Source organism: Streptomyces araujoniae (genome assembly GCF_050871195.1).
Lineage (GTDB): Bacteria > Actinomycetota > Actinomycetes > Streptomycetales > Streptomycetaceae > Streptomyces > Streptomyces bacillaris.
Genome location: NZ_CP194070.1, coordinates 995,747 through 1,014,935 on the forward strand (window position 1 = coordinate 995,747; position 19,189 = coordinate 1,014,935).

The following is a 19,189-nucleotide window of genomic DNA, read 5'->3' on the forward strand; positions in this document are numbered from 1 at the left end:
GGGCCTCGGCTGCCACGGCTCCGGTCGGCCTGCTCGGCCCTCGCCCGGTTCGCGGTCCTCCCTGCCCGGACCGGCGGGGCGCGTCAGCCGGGACAGGCCCTGCCCGGCGCCCCGGCCGGCATCGCTCAGGATCCGCCTGCCCGCCGCCCGGCCACCGTCCTGTGTTCCCGGCTCTCCTGGCCCGGACCGCCCAGGGTCATTCCGTGCGCGGGCGCGGTCGAGGCCCGGTGTCTCGGTGTACCGGGTTTTGCCCCGCCCGCACGCCGACGTCGTCGTACTGCGTACCGCCCGGGCCTCGGACCGGCGGAGGTGGCGGACCCCATGCCGACGACGGTCATCCCCCGGCGCCCCGGCCGACGCCCGCCCGGTCACCGCCCCGCTCCCGGCGGGACCGGCCGGGTTCTCCTCCGCCGCTGCCGCGGACCGGGCCCAGGCCGCGGGCCCGTCCGAGCGGGCCCCACGGCAGGACCGGCCACCCGTCGGCTCACCCGATGTCCGGCGGATCGATCCTGATCCGCACCTGCTCTCCCCCGCCCTTGGCCGTACGCGCCGCCTGGGCCGCCTTCAGAGCCGCCGCGAGCGCTGCTCCGCGCCCCGGCACCACCCGGATCAGGACGCGCTCCCAGCTCTCGCCCGCCGGGGCGTCCGAGGGGCGGCGGGGGCGGCCGGGCTCGGCGGACGGAACCGGGACCGGGCCCAGGAGCTCGGCCTCCGGCGGCAGGGCGGCCATGGTGAGGAAGGTCGCCAGAGCCTCGGCGGGGCCGGTCACCGAGGCCATCCGGGAGACCGGGGGGAAGCGCAGCTCGGCCCGGTCCGCCAGCTCCCGGCGGGCGAACCCGGCCGGGTCCCAGCGGACCAGGGCCTGCACCGGGCGCAGCGTCGGCTCGGCGACGATCACCACCGTGCCGCCCTCGTCCTGGCCACGCACCAGCGCCCCGGCCGCAGTCCACCGGCGCAGCGCCTCCTCCCCCGCCCGCAGGTCGGGCCTGCCGAGCATGGCCCAGCCGTCCAGGAGGAGCGCCGCCGCGTAGCCGCCCTCGGCTACGGGCTCGGCGCCGGGTGTGGAGACGACCAGGGCGGGGGCGGCGGGCACCGCGTCCAGGATGTGGTCACGCCCCGAGGTGCGGACGGGCACGGCGGGGAAGGCCCTGCCCAGCTCCTCGGCGGTGCGGCGGGCGCCGACGATCCGGGCCCGCAGGCGCTGCGCACCGCACTCCCCGCAACTCCAGGCGCGCTCGGCCCGCCCGCACCAGGCGCAGTTGAGATCCTGCTGGTCCGGGGCCTCCAGGGGCCCGGCGCAGTGGCGGCAGCGGGCGGGGGTGCGGCAGCGCTCGCAGGCGAGGCGGGGCGCGTACCCCCGGCGGGGGACCTGGACCAGGACCGGGCCGGTGCGCAGGCCCTCGCGCACGGTCTGCCAGGCGAGGCTGGGCAGCCGGGCGGAGCGGGCGGCGCCGTCCCGGGCCAGCTCGCCGTCGCCGACCGTACGGATCAGGGGCGCGGCCCGCCGCAGCTGCTCCCGGTCCGCGAGGAGGGGCAGTGCCCAGCCGCTCTCCACGAGCTGGGCGGCCTCGACCGTGCAGCCGAGCCCGCCGAGCAGGAAGGCGCACCGGCCCTGGGCGGCGCGCAGCTCAAGCACCTCGCGGACGTGGGGAAAGGGGGCGTTGGTGTCGCTGTGGCTGGAGTCCCCGTCGTCCCAGACGGCGACCAGGCCCAGATCCCGGACGGGGGCGAACATGGCGGCGCGGGTGCCGACCACCGCCCGGACCGAGCCGCGGCGCACCGCGAGCCACTGGCGGTAGCGCTTCTCGGGGCCGGAGTCGGCGGTGAGCAGGGCGTGCCGGCCGGTGCCGAGGACCTCGGTCAGGGCGGCGTCGACGCGCCCCGCGGCCCGCCCGTCCGGGACGACGACGAGCGCGCCGCGCCCGGAGGAGAGCGTGGCGGCGACGGCACGGGCGATCTCGGCGGGCCAGTGGGGGCCGGGCAGGGCCGTCCAGACGGCTCGGGGGGCACCGCCCTCGGCCAGGGCGCGCAGGAAGGCGGGGCCCTGGCCGTACCGCTCCCAGGTGCCCGGCTCCGGGGGCGGGGGCGGCGGCAGCGGCTCCGGGGACGGCTTGGACTCGGCGCGGCCGTTGCGGGGCGGGACGGCGAGCTGGAGGACGTCCGCGAGGCTGCCCGCGTACCGGTCGGCCACGGCCCGTGAGAGGGCGAGCAGTTCGGGCCCGAGGACCGGCTCCGGGGAGACCACGTAGGCGAGGGCGGCCAGCGCGCCCTGATAGTCGGACTCGGCGCGGCGCTCCACGATGAACCCGTCGATCAGGCCGCCCCCCTCGCGCCGCCCGCCCTGGACGTTGCGCCGCCCGGCGCCGAACCGCACCCGCACGCGCACACCCGGCTGCGCCTCGGCGTCCAGCTCCGCCGGGACCGCGTAGTCGAAGTACTGGTCCAGGTGCAGGACGCCCTTGTTGACCAGCACCCGGGCGACGGGCAGCCGCTCGGCCAGCGCGGCCCCCCGCCAGGTGCGGGGTTTGGCGCGCGGCACCTTGGCCCGGCGGACGGTCTCCCGGATCAGCGCAAGCTGCTCCGGCGCCCCGGCACCGGGCCCGTCCGTCCCGGCGCCCGGGTCGGCGGGCCGATCGTTCTCGCTGCTCACAGCCACATTCCTACCAGAAGGCACTGACAGCGTCGGCTCCCCGGACAGCGTGCGGCAGGCGGGCAGAGCAGCGGGGCCCGGCCACCGCGTTCGGTGTCCGGGCCCCGCTGTCGCTCGCTGCTGGCGCCGTGCGGCCCTTACAGACCGGCGGCCGCGCGCAGCGCGTCCACGCGGTCGGTGCGCTCCCAGGTGAAGTCGGGGAGCTCGCGGCCGAAGTGCCCGTACGCGGCGGTCTGGGCGTAGATCGGGCGGAGCAGGTCGAGGTCGCGGATGATCGCGGCCGGGCGGAGGTCGAAGACCTCACCGATCGCGTTCTCGATCTTCTCCGTGTCGATGGCGGCGGTGCCGAAGGTCTCGACGAAGAGACCGACCGGCTCGGCCTTGCCGATCGCGTACGCGACCTGGACCTCGCAGCGGGTGGCGAGCCCGGCGGCCACCACGTTCTTCGCCACCCAGCGCATCGCGTACGCCGCCGAGCGGTCGACCTTGGACGGGTCCTTGCCGGAGAAGGCGCCGCCGCCGTGGCGGGCCATGCCGCCGTACGTGTCGATGATGATCTTGCGGCCGGTGAGGCCGGCGTCGCCCATCGGGCCGCCGATCTCGAAGCGGCCGGTCGGGTTCACCAGGAGGCGGTAGCCCTCGGTGTCCAGCTTGATGCCGTCCTCGACGAGCTGCGCGAGCACGTGCTCGACGACGAACTCGCGGATGTCGGGCGCGAGCAGCGAGTCCAGGTCGATGTCGCTGGCGTGCTGCGAGGAGACGACCACGGTGTCCAGGCGGACCGCCTTGTCACCGTCGTACTCGATGGTGACCTGGGTCTTGCCGTCGGGGCGGAGGTAGGGGATGGTCCCGTTCTTCCGCACCTCGGACAGGCGCCGCGAGAGGCGGTGCGCGATGTGGATCGGGAGCGGCATCAGCTCCGGGGTCTCGTCGCAGGCGTACCCGAACATCAGGCCCTGGTCGCCGGCGCCCTGCTTGTCGAGCTCGTCCTCATCGCCCTCGACCCGCTTCTCGTACGCGGTGTCGACACCCTGGGCGATGTCCGGCGACTGGGCGCCGATGGAGACGGAGACGCCGCAGGAGGCACCGTCGAAGCCCTTTTTGGAGGAGTCGTAGCCGATCTCCAGCACCTTGTTGCGCACGAGGTTGGGGATGTCGGCGTAGGCCTTGGTCGTGACCTCGCCCGCGACATGCACCAGACCGGTGGTGATCAAGGTCTCGACGGCGACGCGCGAGGCGGGGTCGTCGCGCAGGAGCGCGTCGAGAATCGTGTCGCTGATCTGGTCAGCGATCTTGTCGGGGTGACCCTCGGTGACGGATTCCGAGGTGAAGAGACGGCGGGACACATCGCTCCCTGGGGTTGCAGCGGCTGCTGGCTGATCATGGGCGGTACGTCCGAGAGCTGCGCTCGGCACACACCGTCGACCAGTTTATCGGTCACGCCCGGCGGACGGGGGGTCCGTCTCGCCCCTTGGAGCGCGACAGCCCGTGACACGGCGGACACCTGAAGGATAATCCACCCGTTCGGACGGGTGTTCCCTCCCGTTATGAGTCCTTTCGGCTCGCCGGAGAGGGGGTGATTGTCACATCTCCCGCAACCGCCCCGAAACGAGGTCCCAGACCGTGTCCGCGAGCGCTTCCTTGGGTCCGTACGGCACCGGGGTCTCCGTCCCGTCCGCCCCGAGGACGACCGCCTCGTTCTCCTCGGAGCCGAAGGTCCTGCGCTCCCCCACCTCGTTGACCACGAGCAGGTCGCACCCCTTGCGGCGGAGCTTGGCCCGGCCGTTGGCGAGGACGTCGTCGGTCTCGGCGGCGAACCCCACCACGAGCTGACCCGGCCGGGCCCGGTCGGCGGCGACCTCGGCGAGGATGTCGGGGTTGCGGACCAGGGGGACGGCGGGCGCCTCCTCGCCGTCCTTCTTCTTGATCTTGCCGGGGGCGTACGCGGCGGGCCGGAAGTCGGCCACCGCCGCCGCCATGACCACGACGTCCGCGTCGGCGGCCGCCTTGAGGACCGCCTCGCGCAGCTGGACCGCCGTCCCCACCCGTACGACATCGGCCCCGGCCGGGTCGGGCAGCTGGGTGTTGGCCTCGATCAGGGTGACGCGGGCGCCCCGGGCCACGGCGGTACGCGCCAGCGCGTACCCCTGCTTGCCGGAGGACCGGTTGCCCAGGTAGCGCACCGGGTCCAGGGGCTCTCGGGTGCCGCCCGCGCTGATCACCACATGGCGGCCCGCGAGGTCGGGCTCGGTGACCCCGCGCGCCAGCACCCGGCGGCAGACCTCGAAGATCTCGCCCGGGTCGGGCAGCCGGCCCTTGCCGGTGTCGACGCCCGTGAGGCGCCCGACGGCGGGCTCGATGACGACGGCGCCCCGGCGGCGCAGGGTGGCCACGTTCTCCTGGGTGGCCGGGTGCTCCCACATCTCGGTGTGCATGGCGGGGGCGAAGACCACCGGACAGCGGGCGGTCAGCAGCGTGTTGGTGAGCAGGTCGTCGGCGAGCCCGTGGGCGGCCTTGGCCAGCATGTCGGCGGTGGCGGGGGCGACGACGACGAGATCGGCGCCCTGCCCGATCCGTACGTGGGGCACCTCGTGGACGTCGTCCCAGACCTGGTCGGAGACGGGGTGGCCGGAGAGCGCGGACCAGGTGGCGGCGCCGACGAAGTGCAGCGAGGCGGCGGTCGGGACGACCCGTACATCGTGCCCGGACTCGGTCAGCCGGCGCAGCAGCTCGCACGCCTTGTAGGCGGCGATGCCCCCGCTGACCCCCAGGACGACCTTCGGCTTGTCCACTGCGTCTCCCCGCACTCGGCAACGTAAGAACGTGACTCCCATGCTGCCTCACCGCACCGCGCGTGTTCACCCGGCCCCGGACACACCTCAGGCCCGGCGGGCGGGCCGCCGGGCCTGAGGTGGAACGAGGTGCGTGCCGTCCTGCTTACTGGGCGGGGCCCTCGATGGGCTCCGAGGTCAGCAGGCCCGCGTTGATCTCGCGGAGCGCGATCGACAGCGGCTTCTCGTGCACGTGGGTGTCGACGAGCGGACCGACGTACTCGAGGAGACCCTCACCGAGCTGCGAGTAGTACGCGTTGATCTGGCGCGCGCGCTTGGCGGCGTAGATGACCAGGCTGTACTTCGAGTCGGTGGCCTCGAGGAGCTCATCAATCGGCGGGTTGATGATGCCCTCGGGCGTGGTGATGGAAGAGGACACTCTCTGCCTTCCGAAGGGGGTGTGGATCAAAGATCAGGAGATCCGGGACCAGGAGGTCCGGACGATCACGCAGATCCAAGAAACGATCACGCAGATCTAAGCCTGAAGCATCAAGGCTAGCAGCTCGCGGGCCACGTCCTCGACGGAGGTGTTGACGAGCGTCGTATCGAACTCGGCCTCGGCGGCCAGTTCGATCTTGGCGGCGGCGAGCCGGCGCTCGATGACCTCGGGCGCCTCGGTGCCCCGGCCGGTGAGCCGGCGGACCAGCTCCTCCCAGCTCGGCGGGGCCAGGAAGACCAGGCGCGCGTCGTCCATCGACTGCCGGACCAGCCGGGCGCCCTGGAGGTCGATCTCCAGCAGGACCGGCTCCCCCGCCTCCAGGCGGTCGAGCACCGCCCGGCGCGGCGTGCCGTAGCGGTTGCCCGCGAACTCGGCCCACTCCAGCAGCTCACCGTTGGCGATGAGCTTGTCGAACTCCTCGTCGTCCACGAAGAAGTAGTGGACGCCGTTGCGCTCCCCGGGGCGCGGCTTGCGCGTCGTGGCCGACACGGAGAGCCAGACCTCGGGGTGCACGGAGCGCATGTGGGCGACGACCGTGCTCTTGCCGACCCCGGAGGGGCCGGAGAGCACGGTCAGCCGCGGACGGACGTCCGGGGGTACGGGGGACGTCCCCCGGGATGTTGCAGCCATGGACCGATTATCCAGGTTCTCAGGGGTGCCTGAGAACGCCGGGCGGAACGGAGGCCGGAACGTCAGGCGGCGCTGCCGCCGAACTCGCGCTCCAGGGACGCGATCTGGTTGGAGCCGAGCCCCCGGACCCGGCGGCTCTCGGAGATGCCGAGACGCTCCATGATCTGCTTGGCGCGGACCTTGCCGACGCCGGGCAGGGACTCCAGGAGGGCGGAGACCTTCATCTTCCCGATGACGTCGTTCTCCTGGCCCTGCTTGATGACCTCGTGGAGGGAGGCGCCGGAGTGCTTGAGTCGATTCTTGACCTCGGCCCGCTCCCGGCGAGCCGCGGCGGCCTTTTCGAGCGCGGCTGCGCGCTGTTCAGGGGTAAGGGGCGGAAGAGCCACGCCTACGTCACCTCGGATGTCGATCTGTCGGATACGGACCGGTGGGAAGGCCGGACGCCCTCCACCAGGTGAGCGACGAACACACTGTGCTCGGCTGCTCTCGACGGAGACTAGCGGCCAAGGCCGCCGTAGTCAGCGAGAACAGACGAAAAGTCCTGGTCAGCCTTGGCCGACCAGGACATTTACCGCATAACCACCGGGTTTCCCGTCAGTAACTCGTCAACAGCCTGTAAACGTGCCAGGGTCAACTGCCGGAGACGGCATCGCGGACCTCGTCCGCGAACCGCGCGGCTGCTTCGCGCAGCCCTGACGCGTCCGGACCGTGGCGCAGCACGCCCCGGCTCACGCTCGGCACCACGTTGCCGACCGCCGCCCCGAACACCCCCGGAAGGTCCGCCGGGGTCGCCCCCTGGGCACCGATGCCGGGCGCGAGGAGCGGTCCGTTGATCGCCAGGTCCACCCCCGCGTCGCCGAGCGTCGCCCCGACCACCGCGCCGACCGACCCGAGCGGGGCCGCGCCCGCGTTCTCCGCCGCCATGTGGTCGAGCATCAGCTGCGCCAGCGAGCGGCCGTCGGCGGCGGTGGCGCGCTGGACCTCGGCGCCCTCCGGGTTGGAGGTGAGCGCGAGGACGAAGACGCCCGCGCCGGAGACGGCGGCCGCGTCGAGCGCCGGGCGCAGCGAACCGAACCCGAGGTACGGGGAGACCGTGACGGCGTCGGAGAAGAGCGGGGAGTCCTGGTCCAGGTAGGTCGCCGCGTACGCCCCCATGGTGGAGCCGATGTCACCGCGCTTGGCGTCCATCAGGACCAGCGCCCCGGCGGACCGCGCCTCCGCGACGGCCCTCTCCAGTACGGCGATGCCGCGCGACCCGAACCGCTCGAAGAACGCCGACTGGGGCTTGAGGACGGCGACCCGGTCGGCCAGCGCCTCCACGACGGTCCGGGTGAAGCGCTCGAGCCCGGCGATGTCGTCGTTCAGCCCCCAGGAGGTGAGCAGGGAGGCGTGCGGGTCGATGCCGACGCAGAGCGGCCCGCGGGTGTCCATGGCGTGACGCAGCCGGGCGCCGAAGGGTTCGGGGGTCACAGGGCGGCCTTCTTCCGGGTCTCGGCGCCGACGGCCTCGGCGAGGGTGGCGTACGGGGACGCGGCCAGCCGGGCGGCGAGGCCCTTGTGGATCGCGCGGGCGTAGAAGGGGCCCTCGTAGATGAAGGCGCTGTAGCCCTGGACGAGGGTGGCCCCGGCCAGGATGCGCTGCCAGGCGTCCTCGGCGCTCTCGACGCCCCCGACGCCCACCAGGGTGATCCGGGTCCCCACACGGGCGTACAGACGGCTCAGGACCTCCAGGGAGCGCTCCTTGAGGGGCGCGCCGGAGAGTCCGCCGGTCTCGGCCACCAGCGCGGGATCGGACGTCAGGCCGAGCCCCTCGCGGGCGATGGTGGTGTTGGTGGCGATGATCCCGTCGAGACCCAGCTCCACGGCGAGGTCGGCGACCGCGTCCACGTCCTCGTCCGCGAGGTCCGGGGCGATCTTGACGAGCAGCGGGACGCGGCGGTCGGTGACGGTACGGTCGGCGGCCTCGCGGACGGCGGTGAGCAGCGGCCGCAGCGACTCGGTGGCCTGGAGGTTGCGCAGCCCCGGGGTGTTGGGCGAGGAGACGTTGACGACGAGGTAGTCCGCGTGGGCGGCGAGGGCCTCGGTGGACTTCACGTAGTCGGCGGCGGCCTCGGCCTCCGGCACGACCTTCGTCTTGCCGATGTTGACGCCGACGGTGGTGCGGAAGACCGGGTTACGGGAGGCGAGACGGGCGGCCACGGCGGCGGAGCCCTCGTTGTTGAAGCCCATGCGGTTGATCAGCGCCCGGTCCGCGACGAGCCGGAAGAGCCGCTGCTTGGGGTTGCCGGGCTGTGCCTTGCCGGTGACGGTGCCGATCTCGACGTGGTCGAACCCGAGCATCGCCATACCGTCGATCCCGACCGCGTTCTTGTCGAACCCGGCGGCCAGCCCGAACGGCCCGTGCATCCGCAGGCCGAGGGCCTCGGTGCGCAGCTCCTTGTAGCGGGGGGCGAGAGCGGCGGCGACGAAGGTGCGCAGGACGGGGATGCGGGCGACGAGGCAGATCCAGCGGAAGGCGGTGTAGTGGGCCTTCTCGGGATCCATCCGCTTGAAGACCAGGCGGAAGAAGAACTTGTACATGGAGAGATGTCCTCACAGAGAGGGGGACACCGTTTCCGGTGTCCCCCTGCTGGGCTGCTAGTCGCGGGCCGCTGTCAGCTGCTCGGCGTGTTCTTGGAGTGAGCGGACGCCGACGTCGCCGCCGTTGAGGGCGTCGATGCCCTGGACGGCCGCGGCGAGTGCCTGGACGGTGGTCAGGCACGGCACGGAGCGGGCCACGGCCGCGGTACGGATCTCGTACCCGTCGAGCCGGCCGCCGGTCCCGTAGGGGGTGTTGACGATGAGGTCGACCTCGCCGTCGTGGATGTGCTGGACGATCGTCTTCTCACCGTTGGGACCGGTGCCCTCGGACTGCTTGCGCACGATCGTGGCGTTGATCCCGTTGCGCTTGAGGACCTCCGCGGTCCCCGAGGTCGCCATCAGCTCGAACCCGTGCGCGACGAGCTCACGGGCCGGGAAGATCATCGAGCGCTTGTCCCGGTTGGCGACCGAGATGAACGCCCGCCCACGGGTGGGAAGCGGCCCGTACGCCCCGGCCTGCGACTTCGCATACGCGGTGCCGAAGACGGAGTCGATGCCCATGACCTCACCGGTGGAGCGCATCTCCGGCCCCAGGACCGTGTCCACACCCCGCCCGTGGATGTCACGGAACCGCGACCACGGCATCACGGCCTCCTTGACGGAGATCGGCGCGTCCAGCGGCAGCGTGCCCCCGTCACCCGTCTTCGGCAGCAGGCCCTCGGTGCGCAGCTCGGCGATGGTGGCGCCCAGCGAGATGCGGGCGGCGGCCTTGGCGAGGGGGACGGCGGTGGCCTTGGAGGTGAAGGGCACCGTGCGGGAGGCGCGGGGGTTGGCCTCCAGGACGTAGAGGATGTCCCCGGACAGGGCGAACTGGATGTTGATCAGCCCGCGCACCCCCACCCCCCGGGCGATCGCCTCGGTCGAGGCGCGCAGCCGCTTGATGTCGAACCCGCCCAGCGTGATCGGCGGCAGGGCGCAGGCCGAGTCACCGGAGTGGATCCCGGCCTCCTCGATGTGCTCCATCACACCGCCGAGGTACAGCTCGGTGCCGTCGTAGAGGGCGTCGACATCGATCTCGATCGCATCGTCGAGAAAACGGTCCACCAGGACCGGGCGGGTGGGGCTGATCTCGGTGGACTCCGCGATGTACGACTCCAGACGCGCCTCGTCATACACGATCTCCATCCCCCGCCCGCCCAGGACGTAGGAGGGGCGTACGAGGACGGGGTAGCCGATCTCGTCCGCGATGGCCTTGGCGGCCGCGAAGGTGGTGGCGGTGCCGTGCTTGGGCGCGGGCAGTCCGGCTTCGGCGAGGACCTGGCCGAAGGCGCCGCGGTCTTCGGCGGCGTGGATCGCTTCGGGGGAGGTGCCGACGACGGGCACGCCGTTGTCCTTGAGCGCCTGGGAGAGGCCGAGGGGGGTCTGGCCGCCGAGCTGGACGATGACGCCGGCGATGGGTCCGGCCAGCGATTCGGCGTGGACGATCTCCAGGACGTCCTCCAGGGTGAGCGGCTCGAAGTAGAGCCGGTCGGAGGTGTCGTAGTCCGTGGAGACGGTCTCCGGGTTGCAGTTGACCATCACCGTTTCGAAGCCCGCGTCGGACAGGGCGAAGGAAGCATGGACACAGGAGTAGTCGAACTCGATGCCCTGCCCGATCCGGTTCGGACCCGAGCCGAGGATGATCACCGCGGGCTTGGTCCGGGGCGCGACCTCGCTCTCCTCGTCGTAGGAGGAGTAGAAGTACGGCGTCCTCGCCGCGAACTCCGCGGCGCAGGTGTCGACCGTCTTGTAGACGGGTCGGATGCCGAGCGCGTGGCGGACCTCGCGCACGACGTCCTCGCGCAGGCTGCGGATCTCGCCGATCTGCGCGTCGGAGAACCCGTGCCGCTTCGCCTCCGCGAGCAGCTCAGGGCCGAGCTTGTCGGCGGCGGCCAGCTCGTCGGCGATCTCCTTGATCAGGAAGAGCTGGTCGACGAACCAGGGGTCGATCTTCGTCGCGTCGAAGACCTCCTCCTGGGTGGCACCCGCCCGGATCGCCTGCATGACCGTATTGATCCGGCCGTCCGTGGGACGTACCGCTTCAGCGAGGAGTTCCGCCTTGTCCCCCACCGGCCCGGTGAAGGCGAACTGCGAGCCCTTCTTCTCCAAAGAGCGCAGCGCCTTCTGGAGGGCCTCGGTGAAGTTCCGGCCGATCGCCATCGCCTCCCCCACCGACTTCATCGTCGTCGTCAGCGTCGAATCAGCCGAGGGGAACTTCTCGAACGCGAACCGCGGGGCCTTCACCACCACATAGTCAAGCGTCGGCTCGAAAGACGCCGGGGTCTTCTCCGTGATGTCGTTCGGAATCTCATCCAACGTGTAACCGACGGCCAGCTTGGCGGCGATCTTGGCGATCGGGAAACCGGTGGCCTTGGAGGCAAGCGCCGAGGAGCGCGAGACGCGCGGGTTCATCTCGATCACGATGACCCGCCCATCGGTGGGGTCGATCGCGAACTGGATGTTGCAGCCACCCGTGTCCACCCCGACCTCGCGGATGATCGCGATACCCACATCCCGCAGCCGCTGGTACTCCCGGTCCGTGAGCGTCATCGCCGGGGCAACAGTGATCGAGTCACCGGTGTGGACACCCATCGGGTCGAAGTTCTCGATGGAACACACGACCACGACGTTGTCGTTCTTGTCGCGCATCAGCTCCAGCTCGTACTCCTTCCACCCCAGGATCGACTCCTCCAACAGCACCTCCGTGGTCGGGGACAAGGTGAGGCCCTGGCCGGCGATGCGGCGCAGTTCCTCCTCGTCGTGGGCGAAGCCGGAACCTGCCCCGCCCATGGTGAAGGAGGGGCGGACGACGACCGGGTAGCCACCGAGGGTGTCGACACCCTTGATGACGTCGTCCATGGAGTGGCAGATCACCGACCGGGCGGACTCCCCGTACCCGATCTTCTCCTTCACCGCCTCGACGACGCCCTTGAAGAGGTCGCGGTCCTCGCCCTTGTTGATCGCCTCCACATTGGCGCCGATCAGCTCAACCCCGTACTTCTCCAGCACACCCTGCTCATGCATCGAGATCGCCGTGTTCAGCGCGGTCTGGCCACCCAGGGTCGGCAGAAGCGCATCAGGGCGCTCCTTCGCGATGATCTTCTCCACGAACTCCGGCGTGATCGGCTCCACATACGTGGCATCCGCGATCTCGGGGTCGGTCATGATCGTGGCCGGGTTGGAGTTGACCAGGATGACCCGCAACCCCTCGGCCTTCAGCACCCGGCAGGCCTGGGTGCCGGAGTAGTCGAACTCGGCGGCCTGGCCGATGACGATCGGACCCGAGCCGATGACCAGGACGGACTGGATATCGGAGCGCTTAGGCACGCTGGCCCTCCATCAGAGAAACGAAACGGTCGAACAGGTAAGCGGCATCATGCGGACCGGCCGCCGCCTCGGGGTGATACTGAACACTGAACGCCGGCCGGTCCAGCAGCTGCAGCCCCTCCACCACCTGGTCGTTCAGACACACATGGGACACCTCAGCACGGCCGAACTCCGTGTCGGACACCCGGTCCAGCGGGGCGTCGACAGCGAAGCCGTGATTGTGCGCGGTCACCTCGACCTTGCCGGTGGTGCGGTCCTGCACCGGCTGATTGATCCCACGGTGCCCGTACTTCAACTTGTAGGTACCGAAGCCGAGCGCCCGGCCCAGGATCTGATTGCCGAAACAGATACCGAACAGCGGAGTCGACCGCTCAAGGACGCCCCGCATCAACGCCACCGGGTGATCGGCGGTGGACGGGTCACCAGGACCGTTGGAGAAGAACACGCCGTCCGGCTTCACCGCGTACACCTCCTCCAGGGTGGCGGTCGCGGGCAGCACATGCACCTCGATACCCCGCTCCGCCATCCGGTGCGGCGTCATCCCCTTGATCCCCAGGTCCACCGCGGCGACGGTGAACCTCTTCGTACCGATCGCGGGGACGACATACGCCTCCTTCGTCGCCACCTCGGCGGAGAGGTCGGCGCCGGTCATCTCCGGCGCCTGACGCACCCTCGCCAAAAGCGTGCCCTCATCCGGGATCGCATTCCCGGAGAAGATCCCCACCCGCATCGCACCCCGCTCCCGCAAATGGCGGGTGAGAGCACGGGTGTCGACACCACTGATCCCCACCACACCCTGCGCCGCCAACTCCTCATCCAGCGACCGCTGCGCACGCCAGTTGGACGCCTTACGCGCAGGATCACGCACCACATAACCCGAAACCCAAATACGACCCGACTCCGGATCCTCATCGTTGACGCCCGTGTTCCCGACATGCGGGGCCGTCATGACGACGACCTGGCGGTGGTACGAGGGGTCGGTCAGCGTCTCCTGGTAGCCGGTCATGCCGGTGGAGAACACCGCTTCGCCGAAGGTCTCCCCCACAGCCCCATAAGCACGGCCGCGGAAGGCGCGACCGTCCTCCAGGACGAGTACGGCGGGGGTCTGTGCCCCCCGGGTGGAGAGGGTCATCGTGCGGTGCCTTCCGTCGTGGTGCTGGTGAGTTCGGTGGCGGCCGGAGCGCCGGCCAGGCTGTTGACGGCGTCGACCCAGGCCTGGTGCTCGGCCGCGTGGTCGGAGCGGAACCCGGAGTCGATCAGGGTCTCGCCGTGCGCCCAGGTGATGATCAGCAGGCCGCCCTCGGGGAGGACCTTGCCGGCGAGCGCCTTGTCGAGGCGGGCCTCGCGCAGGGACTCGGCCGGGATGAAGAAGTCGTTCGCGCCGGGGCGTACGACGTCCAGGCCGCGGGCGGTCAGCGTCAGCTCGGCACGGCTGCGGGTGCCGAGGCCGTGCGCGACGATCCGGTCGAGCCACTGCCCGGCGGTGGTGGAGGCGTGGTAGCGCCCCTCCAGCGTCAGCAGGATCTCGTCATCGGCGAAGCCCTCGGGTGTGGTGGCCGGCTCGGGCAGGTCGGACTGGAGCCGTCCGCGCCATTTCCAGCCCTCGCGCATCAGCCAGTAGACCAGGGCGATGAAGACCAGCAGGCCGATCACCCAGGCGATGCGGGCGGACCAGTCCGTCACTTCCGCCGACTTCTGCTCGGCGGCCAGGAGGTACAGGGGGGTCAGTGTTGTCACGCGAGCTTCCCGTCGACGACCGTGGCACGGCCCCGCAGGAAGGTGTGGGTGACGCGGCCCGGCAGCTCGCGCCCCTCGTAGGGGGTGTTACGGCTGCGGGACGCGAAGCCCGCGGGGTCCACGGCTCCACGGTATGCCGGATCGACCAGCGTGAGGTTGGCGGGCTCACCCGCCGAGACGGGACGGCCGTGTCCTTCGAGCCGGCCGATGACCGCGGGGCGGAACGACATGCGGTCCGCGACGCCCGCCCAGTCCAGCAGGCCGGTGTCCACCATCGTCTGCTGGACGACGGAGAGCGCGGTCTCCAGGCCCACCATGCCCATGGCGGCGGCCGCCCACTCGCAGTCCTTGTCCTCGTGCGGGTGCGGGGCGTGGTCGGTGGCGACGCAGTCGATGGTGCCGTCCGCGAGGGCCTCGCGCAGGGCCATGACGTCGGCCTCGGTGCGCAGCGGCGGGTTCACCTTGTAGACCGGGTTGTAGGTGCGGACCAGCTCGTCGGTGAGCAGGAGGTGGTGCGGGGTGACCTCGGCGGTGACGTTCCAGCCCTTGGACTTGGCCCAGCGGACGATCTCCACGGAGCCGGCGGTGGAGAGGTGGCAGATGTGGACGCGGGAGCCGACGTGGGCGGCGAGGAGGACGTCGCGGGCGATGATCGACTCCTCCGCGACGGCGGGCCAGCCGCCGAGGCCGAGTTCGGCGGAGACGATGCCCTCGTTCATCTGGGCGCCCTCGGTGAGGCGGGGCTCCTGGGCGTGCTGGGCGACGACGCCGTCGAAGGCCTTCACGTACTCCAGGGCGCGGCGCATGATCACCGCGTCGTCGACGCACTTGCCGTCGTCGGAGAAGACCTTCACCCCCGCGGCCGAGTCGTGCATCGCGCCGAGTTCCGCGAGCTTCTTGCCCTCCAGGCCGACGGTGACGGCGCCGACGGGCTGGACGTCGCAGTAGCCGGACTCCTTGCCCAGCCGCCAGACCTGCTCGACGACGCCGGCGGTGTCGGCCACGGGGAAGGTGTTGGCCATGGCGTGGACGGCGGTGAAGCCGCCGGCCGCCGCGGCCTTGGTGCCGGTGAGGACGGTCTCGGAGTCCTCGCGGCCGGGCTCGCGCAGGTGGGTGTGGAGGTCGACGAGGCCTGGCAGCAGGATCTGGCCGGCCGCCTCGACGACGGTGGCGCCGTCCGGGGCCTCGATGCCGGTGCCGACCTCGGCGACGGTCTCGCCGTCGATCAGCACGTCCTGCGGCTCACCGCCGAGGATGCGCGCACCGCGGATAAGGATCTTGCTCATGGTTACTTGGTCTCCTCGGTACGGGCGGGGGCCTCGGTACGGGCGGGGCTCTCGGTACGGGCAGAGCCTTCGGGACGGGTGGGGGCCGACAGGGCGGTGTCGGAGCCGCCGAGCAGCAGGTAGAGGACGGCCATCCGGATGGAGACGCCGTTGGCGACCTGCTCGACGACCGTGCAGCGGTCGGAGTCGGCGACCTCGGCGGTGATCTCCATGCCGCGGACCATCGGGCCGGGGTGCATGACGATGGCGTGCTCGGGCATCTTGGCCATGCGCAGGCCGTCCAGGCCGTAGCGGCGGGAGTACTCGCGCTCGGTCGGGAAGTAGGCGGCGTTCATCCGTTCGCGCTGCACACGCAGCATCATCACCGCATCGGAGGTCGCCAGCACGTCGTCCAGGCTGTAGCTGACGTCGCAGGGCCACTGTTCGACGCCGACGGGCACCAGGGTGGGCGGGGCCACCAGGGTGACGTGGGCGCCCAGGGTGGTGAGCAGGTGGACGTTGGAGCGGGCGACGCGGCTGTGCAGGATGTCGCCGACGATCGTGATGCGGCGGCCTTCCAGGTCGCGGCCGAGACCGGCGTCGGCCCCGACGAGGCGGCGGCGCATGGTGAAGGCGTCCAGCAGGGCCTGGGTGGGGTGCTCGTGGGTGCCGTCGCCGGCGTTGACCACGGCTCCGTCGATCCAGCCGGAGGTGGCGAGCCGGTAGGGGGCGCCGGAGGAGCCGTGCCGGATGACGACGGCGTCGGCGCCCATCGCCTCCAGGGTCAGCGCGGTGTCCTTCAGGGACTCGCCCTTGGAGACGGAGGAGCCCTTGGCGGAGAAGTTGATGACGTCGGCGGAGAGCCGCTTGGCGGCGGCCTCGAAGGAGATGCGGGTCCGGGTCGAGTCCTCGAAGAAGAGGTTGACGACGGTCCGGCCGCGCAGGGTCGGGAGCTTCTTGATCGGCCGGTCCGCGACCCGGGCCATCTCCTCGGCGGTGTCGAGGATCAGGACGGCGTCGTCGCGGGTGAGGTCGGCGGCCGAGATGAGGTGGCGCTTCATCTGGGGTTCTCCGGTGGCTGGAGGAGGGTTCTGAAGGCGTGCGGGCGCGCAGGAGCGGCTCGTACGTCCCCCGGAAGGGCGTACGGCGGGCTGTGGGGCTACTGCTCGTCCGCGGGCGCGGCCTGCTGGACACCGAGCAGCACGGCGTCGCGGCCGTCCTCCTCGGCGAGCTGGACCTTGACCGTCTCCCGCAGCGACGTGGGGAGGTTCTTGCCGACGTAGTCGGCGCGGATCGGGAGTTCTCGGTGGCCGCGGTCGACGAGGACGGCGAGCTGCACGGCGCGCGGGCGGCCGATGTCGCCGAGCGCGTCGAGGGCGGCGCGGATGGTGCGGCCGGAGAAGAGCACGTCGTCGACGAGGACGACCAGCTTCCCCTCGATGCCCTCGCCGGGGATGTCGGTACGGGCCAGGGCCCGGGCGGGGCGCAGCCGCAGGTCGTCGCGGTACATGGTGATGTCGAGGGAGCCGACCGGCATCTTCCGGCCGGTGATCTCTTCGAGTTTGTCGGCGAGGCGGCGGGCGAGGAAGACGCCCCGCGTCGGGATGCCGAGCAGCACCACGTCGTCGGCGCCCTTGGCGCGTTCGACGATCTCGTGGGCGATACGGGTCAGAACACGGGCGATGTCGGGGGCCTCGAGAACGGGGCGTGCCGCGTTGCCGGTGTCGTCGTGCTGTGCGTCCATAAGAAACGGACCTCCTTCTCCGCCTCACGGGACGGACCTTAAAGGACGTCGAAATTACGTCATCCACGGTATCAGGGCTTGTGTGAGGCCCTGGACCCGCCCCCTGGGAGGTACCGGGTCCGGCCCATTCGGCTTGACGCAGCCAAGTAACGCTGCGTAACCTCACAGTGAGTTACCAGCCACGCGGCGGAGCCGCACACTGTTCCAGCGTCCGGGGAGCCATATGTCCAGCGAATACGCAAAACAGCTCGGGGCCAAACTCCGTGCCATCCGCACCCAGCAGGGCCTCTCCCTCCACGGCGTGGAGGAGAAGTCACAGGGTCGCTGGAAGGCCGTCGTGGTCGGTTCGTACGAGCGCGGCGACCGTGCCGTGACCGTGCAGCGCCTCGCCGAGCTGGCGGATTTCTACGGGGTCCCGGTGCAGGAGCTGCTGCCCGGTACGACGCCGGGCGGGGCCGCGGAGCCGCCGCCGAAGCTCGTCCTGGACCTGGAGCGCCTCGCCCACGTCCCGCCGGAGAAGGCCGGTCCGCTGCAGCGCTACGCGGCGACCATCCAGAGCCAGCGCGGTGACTACAACGGCAAGGTGCTCTCGATCCGCCAGGACGACCTGCGCACCCTCGCCGTGATCTACGACCAGTCGCCGTCCGTGCTCACGGAGCAGCTGATCAGCTGGGGCGTGCTGGACGCGGACGCGCGCCGCGCGGTCTCCCACGACGAGAGCTGAGACCGGGACCGGGAGGTCCGGGTCGGCCGCTCGCACCGGACCCGTCAGCAGAAACGTGCCGCCGGGCCGGCGGAAGCCTTCGGGCTACCGCCGGCCCGGCGTCTTCGTGTCGTCCCGGCAGTGCGTCGTGCCGAAGGGCCCACGGTCGGCTGACCGTGGGCCCTTCGTGGCGTGCGCGTGGCGGAGCCGCCCCGCACGGGGCGGGCTACTGCTCCCGGCGGAGGTTCGGCTTGAGGTCCTTGAAGCGGGCCAGCAGGCCGTTCACGAACGACGGGGAGTCGTCGGTGGAGAACTCCTTGGCGAGCTGGACCGCCTCGTCGATCACCACGGCGTCCGGGGTCTCGTCCATCCAGATCAGCTCGTAGGCGCCGAGCCGGATGATGTTGCGGTCGACGACCGGCATCCGGTCGATCTCCCAGTCCACGGCATAGGTGACGATGAGGTCGTCGATCCGGTCCGCGTACTCCGCGTACCCCTCGACCAGCTCCATCGTGAATTCGCCGACCGGCGGCTGACGGTCGTCGGTCCGCGAGTGCCGGACCCAGTCCGCGAGGACGCTGCGCACGGACTCGCCGCGCTGGTCGGCCTCGAAGAGGATCTGGAAGGCGCGCTTGCGGGCCTTGTTCCGGGCGGCCACGGTTAGCTGTTCACCCGGCCGAGGTAGTCGCCCGTGCGGGTGTCGACCTTGATCTTCTCGCCGGTGGTGATGAAGAGCGGCACGCCGATCTCGTAACCGGTCTCCAGGGTGGCGGGCTTGGTGCCACCGGTGGAGCGGTCGCCCTGGACGCCCGGGTCCGTGTGCTGGATGGTCAGCTCGACGGCGGCGGGCAGCTCGACGTAGAGCACCTCGCCCTCGTACTGGGCGACGGAGGCGGTGAAGCCCTCGATCAGGAAGTTGGCGGCGTCGCCGACGGCCTTGCGGTCGACCATGAGCTGGTCGTACGTGTCCATGTCCATGAAGACGAAGTACTCGCCGTCCATGTACGAGAACTGCATGTCGCGGCGGTCGATGGTGGCCGTCTCGACCTTCACGCCGGCGTTGAACGTCTTGTCGACGACCTTGCCGGAGAGCACGTTCTTGAGCTTGGTGCGCACGAAGGCGGGGCCCTTGCCGGGCTTGACGTGCTGGAACTCGACGACGGACCAGAGCTGGCCTCCGTCGAGCTTGAGCACCAGGCCGTTCTTGAGGTCGTTCGTGGAAGCCACGGTTGCGGAATCTCCTGG

At 71.2% G+C, this 19,189-nt stretch carries 17 protein-coding genes; 1 reads left to right on the forward strand and 16 read right to left on the reverse strand.

Translation table 11 applies throughout. The features are described 5' to 3' along the window. Positions 1-484: 484 nt before the first annotated feature. From ACQ9ZG_RS04060 to pyrR, 14 genes are all read right to left on the reverse strand, one after another. Positions 485-2,650: a primosomal protein N' gene (locus ACQ9ZG_RS04060; RefSeq protein ID WP_499279931.1), complete on the reverse strand. Its 2,166-nt coding sequence runs from the start codon at positions 2,648-2,650 to the stop codon at positions 485-487. A 137-nt stretch (positions 2,651-2,787) separates the two neighbouring features. Further along, a complete protein-coding gene (gene metK / locus ACQ9ZG_RS04065; protein WP_018490200.1) occupies positions 2,788-3,996 on the reverse strand; it encodes a methionine adenosyltransferase in 1,209 nt (402 codons plus the stop codon). Between the two features lie 237 nt (positions 3,997-4,233). Next, complete coding sequence (gene coaBC / locus ACQ9ZG_RS04070; RefSeq protein ID WP_099218179.1) at positions 4,234-5,442, reverse strand: bifunctional phosphopantothenoylcysteine decarboxylase/phosphopantothenate--cysteine ligase CoaBC; 1,209 nt, start codon at positions 5,440-5,442, stop codon at positions 4,234-4,236. Positions 5,443-5,587: 145 nt separating this feature from the next. Continuing rightward, a complete protein-coding gene (gene rpoZ, locus ACQ9ZG_RS04075) occupies positions 5,588-5,860 on the reverse strand; it encodes a DNA-directed RNA polymerase subunit omega (protein ID WP_015607348.1) in 273 nt (90 codons plus the stop codon). Between the two features lie 96 nt (positions 5,861-5,956). Beyond that, positions 5,957-6,550 (reverse strand): guanylate kinase, encoded by a 594-nt coding sequence (gene gmk, locus ACQ9ZG_RS04080; RefSeq protein WP_026237915.1) that lies wholly within the window; start codon positions 6,548-6,550, stop codon positions 5,957-5,959. A gap of 62 nt (positions 6,551-6,612) precedes the next feature. Next, on the reverse strand, positions 6,613-6,936 hold the full coding sequence (locus ACQ9ZG_RS04085; RefSeq protein ID WP_014157387.1) for an integration host factor: 324 nt from the start codon (positions 6,934-6,936) through the stop codon (positions 6,613-6,615). Between the two features lie 244 nt (positions 6,937-7,180). After that, entirely contained in the window at positions 7,181-8,020 is an 840-nt protein-coding gene (gene pyrF / locus ACQ9ZG_RS04090) for an orotidine-5'-phosphate decarboxylase (RefSeq protein ID WP_499279933.1), read from the reverse strand. Further along, the gene (locus ACQ9ZG_RS04095; protein ID WP_109914236.1) at positions 8,017-9,129 is read right to left on the reverse strand and encodes a quinone-dependent dihydroorotate dehydrogenase; all 1,113 of its coding nucleotides are present in this window, start codon (positions 9,127-9,129) and stop codon (positions 8,017-8,019) included. The genes pyrF and ACQ9ZG_RS04095 overlap by 4 nt, the downstream gene beginning before the upstream one ends. Before the next feature lie 57 nt (positions 9,130-9,186). Next, a complete protein-coding gene (gene carB / locus ACQ9ZG_RS04100; RefSeq protein WP_499279934.1) occupies positions 9,187-12,495 on the reverse strand; it encodes a carbamoyl-phosphate synthase large subunit in 3,309 nt (1,102 codons plus the stop codon). After that, a complete protein-coding gene (gene carA, locus ACQ9ZG_RS04105; protein WP_109915315.1) occupies positions 12,488-13,627 on the reverse strand; it encodes a glutamine-hydrolyzing carbamoyl-phosphate synthase small subunit in 1,140 nt (379 codons plus the stop codon). Before carA ends, carB begins: the two co-directional genes overlap by 8 nt. Continuing rightward, complete coding sequence (locus ACQ9ZG_RS04110; protein WP_109915316.1) at positions 13,624-14,232, reverse strand: PH-like domain-containing protein; 609 nt, start codon at positions 14,230-14,232, stop codon at positions 13,624-13,626. The genes carA and ACQ9ZG_RS04110 overlap by 4 nt, the downstream gene beginning before the upstream one ends. Further along, positions 14,229-15,518, reverse strand: coding sequence for a dihydroorotase (locus tag ACQ9ZG_RS04115; RefSeq protein WP_084996378.1), 1,290 nt, complete (start codon positions 15,516-15,518; stop codon positions 14,229-14,231). Before ACQ9ZG_RS04115 ends, ACQ9ZG_RS04110 begins: the two co-directional genes overlap by 4 nt. A 2-nt stretch (positions 15,519-15,520) precedes the next feature. Next, positions 15,521-16,558, reverse strand: coding sequence for an aspartate carbamoyltransferase catalytic subunit (locus ACQ9ZG_RS04120; RefSeq protein ID WP_028420100.1), 1,038 nt, complete (start codon positions 16,556-16,558; stop codon positions 15,521-15,523). Positions 16,559-16,656: 98 nt separating this feature from the next. Then, on the reverse strand, positions 16,657-17,241 hold the full coding sequence (gene pyrR, locus ACQ9ZG_RS04125) for a bifunctional pyr operon transcriptional regulator/uracil phosphoribosyltransferase PyrR (RefSeq protein ID WP_018490321.1): 585 nt from the start codon (positions 17,239-17,241) through the stop codon (positions 16,657-16,659). 223 nt (positions 17,242-17,464) lie between these two features. Between pyrR and bldD the strand changes: the two genes are divergently transcribed. Beyond that, a complete protein-coding gene (gene bldD, locus ACQ9ZG_RS04130) occupies positions 17,465-17,965 on the forward strand; it encodes a transcriptional regulator BldD (RefSeq protein ID WP_006123181.1) in 501 nt (166 codons plus the stop codon). 205 nt (positions 17,966-18,170) lie between these two features. On the opposite strand, the gene nusB is transcribed toward bldD, so the two are convergent. Both nusB and efp read right to left on the reverse strand, forming a co-directional pair. Continuing rightward, complete coding sequence (nusB, locus tag ACQ9ZG_RS04135) at positions 18,171-18,602, reverse strand: transcription antitermination factor NusB (RefSeq protein WP_019764385.1); 432 nt, start codon at positions 18,600-18,602, stop codon at positions 18,171-18,173. Between the two features lie 2 nt (positions 18,603-18,604). Next, positions 18,605-19,171: an elongation factor P gene (gene efp / locus ACQ9ZG_RS04140; RefSeq protein WP_018490319.1), complete on the reverse strand. Its 567-nt coding sequence runs from the start codon at positions 19,169-19,171 to the stop codon at positions 18,605-18,607. Positions 19,172-19,189 lie beyond the last annotated feature (18 nt).

What these genes read in the sequence shown, in the direction of transcription:
- gmk (WP_026237915.1), bottom strand. Translation starts at nt 6,550, where the DNA reads ATGGCTGCAACATCCCGGGGGACGTCCCCCGTACCCCCGGACGTCCGT.
- ACQ9ZG_RS04095 (WP_109914236.1), bottom strand. Translation starts at nt 9,129, where the DNA reads ATGTACAAGTTCTTCTTCCGCCTGGTCTTCAAGCGGATGGATCCCGAG.
- carA (WP_109915315.1), bottom strand. Translation starts at nt 13,627, where the DNA reads ATGACCCTCTCCACCCGGGGGGCACAGACCCCCGCCGTACTCGTCCTG.
- ACQ9ZG_RS04115 (WP_084996378.1), bottom strand. Translation starts at nt 15,518, where the DNA reads ATGAGCAAGATCCTTATCCGCGGTGCGCGCATCCTCGGCGGTGAGCCG.
- ACQ9ZG_RS04120 (WP_028420100.1), bottom strand. Translation starts at nt 16,558, where the DNA reads ATGAAGCGCCACCTCATCTCGGCCGCCGACCTCACCCGCGACGACGCC.
- pyrR (WP_018490321.1), bottom strand. Translation starts at nt 17,241, where the DNA reads ATGGACGCACAGCACGACGACACCGGCAACGCGGCACGCCCCGTTCTC.
- bldD (WP_006123181.1), top strand. Translation starts at nt 17,465, where the DNA reads ATGTCCAGCGAATACGCAAAACAGCTCGGGGCCAAACTCCGTGCCATC.